Source organism: Dokdonella sp. (genome assembly GCF_051958935.1).
In the GTDB taxonomy this organism is placed as follows: domain Bacteria; phylum Pseudomonadota; class Gammaproteobacteria; order Xanthomonadales; family Rhodanobacteraceae; genus Dokdonella_A.
Genome location: NZ_JBQCFP010000164.1, coordinates 1 through 5238 on the forward strand (window position 1 = coordinate 1; position 5238 = coordinate 5238).

Consider the following 5238-nt stretch of genomic DNA (forward strand, 5'->3'; position numbering starts at 1 on the left):
GCTGGCCCCGGCGCTGTCGACGGCGCGCGGGTTGACGCGCGGCACCTGCTGGCGTCGCGCGCGGCGCCACGCGCGGTAGAGATCATGGAGCAGCGTCGCCTCACCCTGAAACTCACCGACCCGCCGCACGGCGAGCGCGAACCCGTCGTTGTTGCGGTGGTTGTTGTTGACGTTGCCGTTGTTGGCATTGACGTTCCACGCGGACGACGCGGACCACGCCGCCGCTTCCCCGAGCACTTGCGACCATTCCGCGCATCCGCGGGGGTAGCACGGCTTCGTCATGGATTGGCCCCTGCAGCAGAGGCGGCTCGGGTACTCAGTTTCTGGCCGCGCTGCGCATGGGCGTCAGCCTGCGCACTCTGGGCCTTGGGGTTCAGTTGCCGCTTCCATCCGCCGGCCTGGCGACCGACGTCTTCGATCTGCCGCGCGAGGTGCGCGAACTGGCCGAAGCTGCGCGTCGCGCCGAGCAGCTTCGCCGTCTGGAGGTACTGCTTGAGGTCGTCGATCGCCCAGACGAGATCGTCGATCCACTGGCGGCGCCGCTCGAGTACCTGATCACGCACGGCCTTGTTGGCGAGGTGGAACACCTGCATCGCCTGCTTGCGCAGGTCGCCGCCCAGGTCGTAGCGGAACCGTCGTGCGAACGTGCGCACCGCGCGATCGACGTCGACGAGCAGGCGCTCGATCGCCTTGATGATCGCGGGTGGCTGGTAGCTACGAGTCATTCGTGCGGCTCAGGCAAAGGGCCGATTACTGACCGACCCGCCGCACGGCGAGCGCGAACCCGTCGATGTAGCGGTGGTAGTTGTAGACGTAGCCGCCGTAGGCATAGACGACCCACGCGGACGACGCGGACCACGCCGCCGGCGTCTTGCTCCACAGCCAGTCCTCGGGAATGTCGAGGAAGTACTCGGGATTGAGCGCGGGGCTGTAGCGGCTGCGGTCGATGAGGAGCTCGAGCTCGTCGATCTCGGGCAGCGACCAGTCGTTGAAGCCCGCGCACGTCACTTCCGTGCAGGCCTTCTCGAGGTCCGGCTGGCTCTTCTCGGTCTCGTTGATGACGCGCGCGGTGAACATGAGGCCTTGCGCGGGCAGCAGCACCGCGACGTGATTCTTCGCGTCGGGCGGCAGCTGCTCGCCGCTCTCGCCGATCTTGATCATTTCGATGAAACGCATGAGGTTCTCCTGGGGAGTCAGGCAAAGGGCGAATTACTGACCGACCCGCCGCACGGCGAGCGCGAACCCGACGTCGCTGTCGCGGGGGCCGTAGTCGACGCCGCCGCCGCCGGCAAGGACGAACCACGCGGACGACGCGGACCACGCCGCCGCGGTGCTCGTCCAATGCCAACGCGGTTTGATGCCGGGGTAGAGATTCGGATCGACGGCCGGATCGTGCCGCGTGAGGTCGAGGATATGATTCCAGTCCTCGCGACTCGCGAGCTGCCAGTCGCTGTGGCCGAGCACGCGCAGATCGCGGCACGCGCCTTCGCACGCGGCGTGGTTCTGCAATGGATCGTCGCCGCCCGCGCCGAGAGAAACCGGGTGCACCATGATGCCGGCGGCCGGCAGCAGTACCGCGACATGATCGGTTCGCGTGTCACCCGGCGCACAGTGCGTTCCGTCGGCGAGTACCTTGATCGGATCGGCGATCGACGTCGGCGCCGCGATGAGCGCGTCGAGGGTCGCGGGCACCCTCTCGGCGATCGCGGCTGCGCGGCCTTCGCGGTAGCCCCGGAGAGTGGCGTCCGTGATATCGGCCGCGACGAACAGACGCGCGGGTGATGCGGAACGCTGCGTGCGTCGCGCGGTGAGGGCACGAGGTTTGGCCTTGGTCGAAGTCTTGCTCTTCATTTGGCCCCTCCGTGGGGCTGGTGGGTAGGGGGGCGGCGGCTCAGCGCTTCACGAAGTTGACGACCAGCCACACATCGGAGGCCTTGTGGTCGGCGGTTTCGATCGTGAGGAAACCGTGGGAGCCGTGTTCGATCACGGGCGCCGCGCGCTTGATACCGCCCGGCGTGCGGAACGACGCGCAGATCGCACCGGGCTGCACGTTCTCGGCGACGACGGACTTGTCGCTGCCGTCGAGGCGCGCGTTCATGTGCACGGGCTTCTGCGTTGCGACGGCGCCGTTCGTGACCATCACGTCGTACTCGTCGCCGGGCGGCACGTCGATCTGCAGGCACAGCTGCTCGTTGTCGCGCAGGTGGAAGCGCACGGGGACGCCCTGGGCGCCGGGCCACGGGAGCACGGGGCCGGTGAGCGACTGGCGCCCGAACACTTCGTTGAAGCTGGTGACGGGCAGGACCTTGGACTTGTTCGAGTCGTAGCCGTAGACGAGCGGGCAGGCGGTGATCGGAGTCATGATGGAACTCCTGGGAAGAGGAAGGGGGCGTTACGGTGTCGCGGGCTTTCGCGCCGCGCGCGATGAAGGCGATTTCGGGGCCGCGGTCGCCTTGTCCGCGGAATCGTCCGGCGAGCCTTGCGGCTTCGCGCGGCGAAGAGGTTTCGGCAGCCAGCGCTTGCCGGCGAGCAGCTGCGCGGCGGCCTCCACGGTCTGCGCCTTGTTGAGGTTTTCGAGCTGCTTGAGCGCGGGCGCGCCGCATGCCTCCTTCACGGCCTGCTCGATCACGGCGCGCGGCACGTGCTCCAGGAACGTCTCGGGGGTCGGTTCCCAGTGGTCAGCGAAGTCGCAGCCGAGCTTCGTGATCAGCGGCATCAGCGGCGATGCGCTGCCGATCGACTCGCCCATGTGAGAGGTGTCGATCGAGAGAGCGGTTGCCGCGGCGATGAGATTGACGACCTGGTCGCGCGGCTGGTTGAGCAGCCAGTCGAGCAGCTTCGTCGCCAGCGGCAGTCCCTGACGGATCTTCTCGATGCAGTCCTGCATCGCGGCGTAGTGCCGCATCATGGGGAGCTCGCTGGCTTTTGCCTCGAGCGGCTCCGGGCCTTTGAACGTGATTCGCGAGGCCGTGCGCTCGTCGGAGTACTCGCGATACAGGGCGCCCAGAAGCAGGCGCTGCGCGAGAATGGCGAGCGCCACATCGGTGTTGCCCAGCGCTTCCGCCTGCAGCATCGCCGTGCGCTGAGCGAGCAGGCGGTCGACGATCGGCCGCGAGAGATCGGTGGGCCTCTTCGGCGGCTTGCTGCCGCGGCTCGCCGTAACACGGCTGCCAGCGGGCGGGGCTTCGCCAGGGCGAACGAGGCCGCGGACGACGAAGACGTTCCCGTCCTCGAGGTGGACGATGGCACCGCACGCGGACTTCTGCTTGGCCGTCCACGCTTCGGCTGCCCCGCGAATGTAGCGTTCTCGCGCCCGGAGGCGATCGACCATGTCTTCCTGTTCGCTGGTCAGGCTGTCGACATCGTCGAGCCCATTGAGCTTCTGCAACTCGCTCTCGATGTCTTGGAGCTCCTTCTTCGCGGCTGCGCTCAACGCCTCCTTTCCGTGCTCGGCATACACCTGGCCGAACTTGTGGCGATCGGTGTAGGTGAACTCGATTCGGGCCTCGACCCACTTCCAGCCTTCCGCGCGGATGCGTTCGGCTTCGTCCTCGAGCTTCGCCAGCGCGAGCTCGTCGACGTGCTTGCGATCCGTGACGAAGCCTTCGCCGCGGTCGCTGAAGAGGTCGCGGCGCACGATGACGCCGGCGGCCTCGAGCGCGTCGGCACCGACAAACTTCGCTGCCGAATCGGCGTTGATGCGGAATTCCTTCTTCGACATCAGGCGTTCGCGAATGCGATCCGCCGTTCGCTCGTACGCCTGCGGCACGTTCCACGCGTCGCGCTGCTTCTTGTGGTCGTCCGTCGTCGCCAGCGCCATCATCTGGTCGAGGCGAATCTCTCCCTCGCGGAACTTGGCGAACAGGTCGGGCGCGACCGCCGCGAGCTTGAGGCGGCGAAGCACCTGCGTCGGCGACGTGCCGAACTCCTGGGCGATTTCCTCGACGCTGCGCCCGTTGTCGACGAGGCGCTGGAATGCGACGAATTCGTCCGCCGGATGCATCGCCTCGCGCATGATGTTCTCGGCGAGGCTGGCGCTGACGGCGCGCCCGTCGTGCACGATGCGGCACGGCACGGAGTGCAGCTCAGGCGGCAGCTGTCCGCGCTCGCGCAGCAGCTGCAGGGCACCGAAGCGCCGCTTGCCGGCGACGATCTCGTATTCGCCCGCTTCGTTCTCGGTGACGGTGAGGTTCTGCAGCAGGCCTTCCGCGAGAATCGACGCGGCAAGATCGTCGAGCGGCTTGCTGCCGATGCGTCGCGCGTTCAGGGGCGACAGGCGCAGCTGATCGATCGGGATGGGGACGGCGTGGACGCTGGAATCCATGGTTTCCTCGGTGCGAATGGGGATCAGCGCTGCGCGAAGGGCAGCGGACGTTGCTTGAGCGCTGCGCGGCCGCGCGGCTTCTGGCCGGTGTAGCGGATACGCACCGGGCCCGCCGGCACGGGCGCTTGGTGAGCGAGCACATGCGGGCGCATGCCGGCCATGAGGCGCGCGTGCGCGCGCAGGCCGATGGCCAGGCGCTCGAGGTAGGTCTCGCTGTGGAGGCCGATGCGCTCGTCGAGGCGGTCGTGGAAGCGGCCGAGGCGCTGCTCGTTGCTCGGCGCGTCACAACCGCGGCCGCGGCGCGGAGGCGTGCGCAACACCACGGCGAGCAGGCCGAACGAGATCAGGGCGATCGAGAGGAAGCCGGCGAGCGGGCTCACGGCACGCTCCCGAGGGTTTGGTGCACGCGCGTGCGCAGGTCAGCCGGCATCGCCTCGAGCGGCGCAGGCCAATGTGCGAGCACGGCCCCGGCGAGCCGCACAGCGCTGTCGTCGCCCGACGGACTCGGCTGCGAGGCGGCCGGCGTCGTGGCCTGCGCGGCCACCGCGCGCGGCTTGCGCGGGCTCTTCGCCTTCTTGCCGCGCGGCTTCGGCGATGCGACCAGCTTGGCGAGCGCGCTTGCCTTGCGCGGGCCGCGGCCACGCACGCGCCGGTGCGTGCGGCTGCGCAGCAGGTTGGGGTTCTCCGCGGCGCTGCGGCCGTCGGCCGTGATCGCGTAGGCGAAGCTGCCGCGCGATCCTGTGCGCTCGACGCGTCCATCCGAGAATTCCTTGTGCAGGGCGGTCGCAATCTGCGTCGTCTCGCTGGCCGTCTCGCAGCGGTCGAAGATCTGCTTGACGGTGAGGGGTTCCTTCGCGCTCGCGAGGATCTTGCGAATCTCGTCGGCCGTGCTCACCACGGCGGGTTTCTCAGCC

7 protein-coding genes and 2 pseudogenes are annotated in these 5238 nt (G+C 68.5%); all 9 read right to left on the reverse strand.

Annotated elements, in window-relative coordinates; genetic code table 11:
• A pseudogene (locus tag ACTHK2_RS15625) lies at positions 1 to 282 on the reverse strand (reverse transcriptase); the annotation flags it as partial.
• Positions 279 to 725, reverse strand: a complete 447-nt coding sequence (locus ACTHK2_RS15630; RefSeq protein WP_440246647.1) for a four helix bundle protein — start codon at positions 723 to 725, stop codon at positions 279 to 281. The gene ACTHK2_RS15630 and the pseudogene ACTHK2_RS15625, both read right to left, overlap by 4 nt.
• Before the next feature lie 25 nt (positions 726 to 750).
• On the reverse strand, positions 751 to 1176 hold the full coding sequence (locus ACTHK2_RS15635) for a DUF1566 domain-containing protein (protein ID WP_440246648.1): 426 nt from the start codon (positions 1174 to 1176) through the stop codon (positions 751 to 753).
• Positions 1177 to 1209: 33 nt separating this feature from the next.
• Positions 1210 to 1851 (reverse strand): Lcl domain-containing protein, encoded by a 642-nt coding sequence (locus ACTHK2_RS15640; protein ID WP_440246649.1) that lies wholly within the window; start codon positions 1849 to 1851, stop codon positions 1210 to 1212.
• A gap of 40 nt (positions 1852 to 1891) precedes the next feature.
• Entirely contained in the window at positions 1892 to 2362 is a 471-nt protein-coding gene (locus ACTHK2_RS15645; protein WP_440246650.1) for a hypothetical protein, read from the reverse strand.
• Between the two features lie 30 nt (positions 2363 to 2392).
• Complete coding sequence (locus tag ACTHK2_RS15650) at positions 2393 to 3637, reverse strand: hypothetical protein (RefSeq protein WP_440246653.1); 1245 nt, start codon at positions 3635 to 3637, stop codon at positions 2393 to 2395.
• 438 nt (positions 3638 to 4075) lie between these two features.
• A pseudogene (locus ACTHK2_RS15655) lies at positions 4076 to 4324 on the reverse strand (ParB/RepB/Spo0J family partition protein); the annotation flags it as partial.
• Positions 4325 to 4347: 23 nt separating this feature from the next.
• Positions 4348 to 4704 carry a hypothetical protein gene (locus tag ACTHK2_RS15660; protein WP_440246651.1) on the reverse strand — a complete coding sequence of 119 codons (357 nt, stop codon included), beginning with the start codon at positions 4702 to 4704 and terminating at the stop codon, positions 4348 to 4350.
• Positions 4701 to 5238: hypothetical protein (locus ACTHK2_RS15665; protein ID WP_440246652.1), on the reverse strand; the 538-nt coding region annotated here is incomplete at its 5' end. The genes ACTHK2_RS15665 and ACTHK2_RS15660, both read right to left, overlap by 4 nt.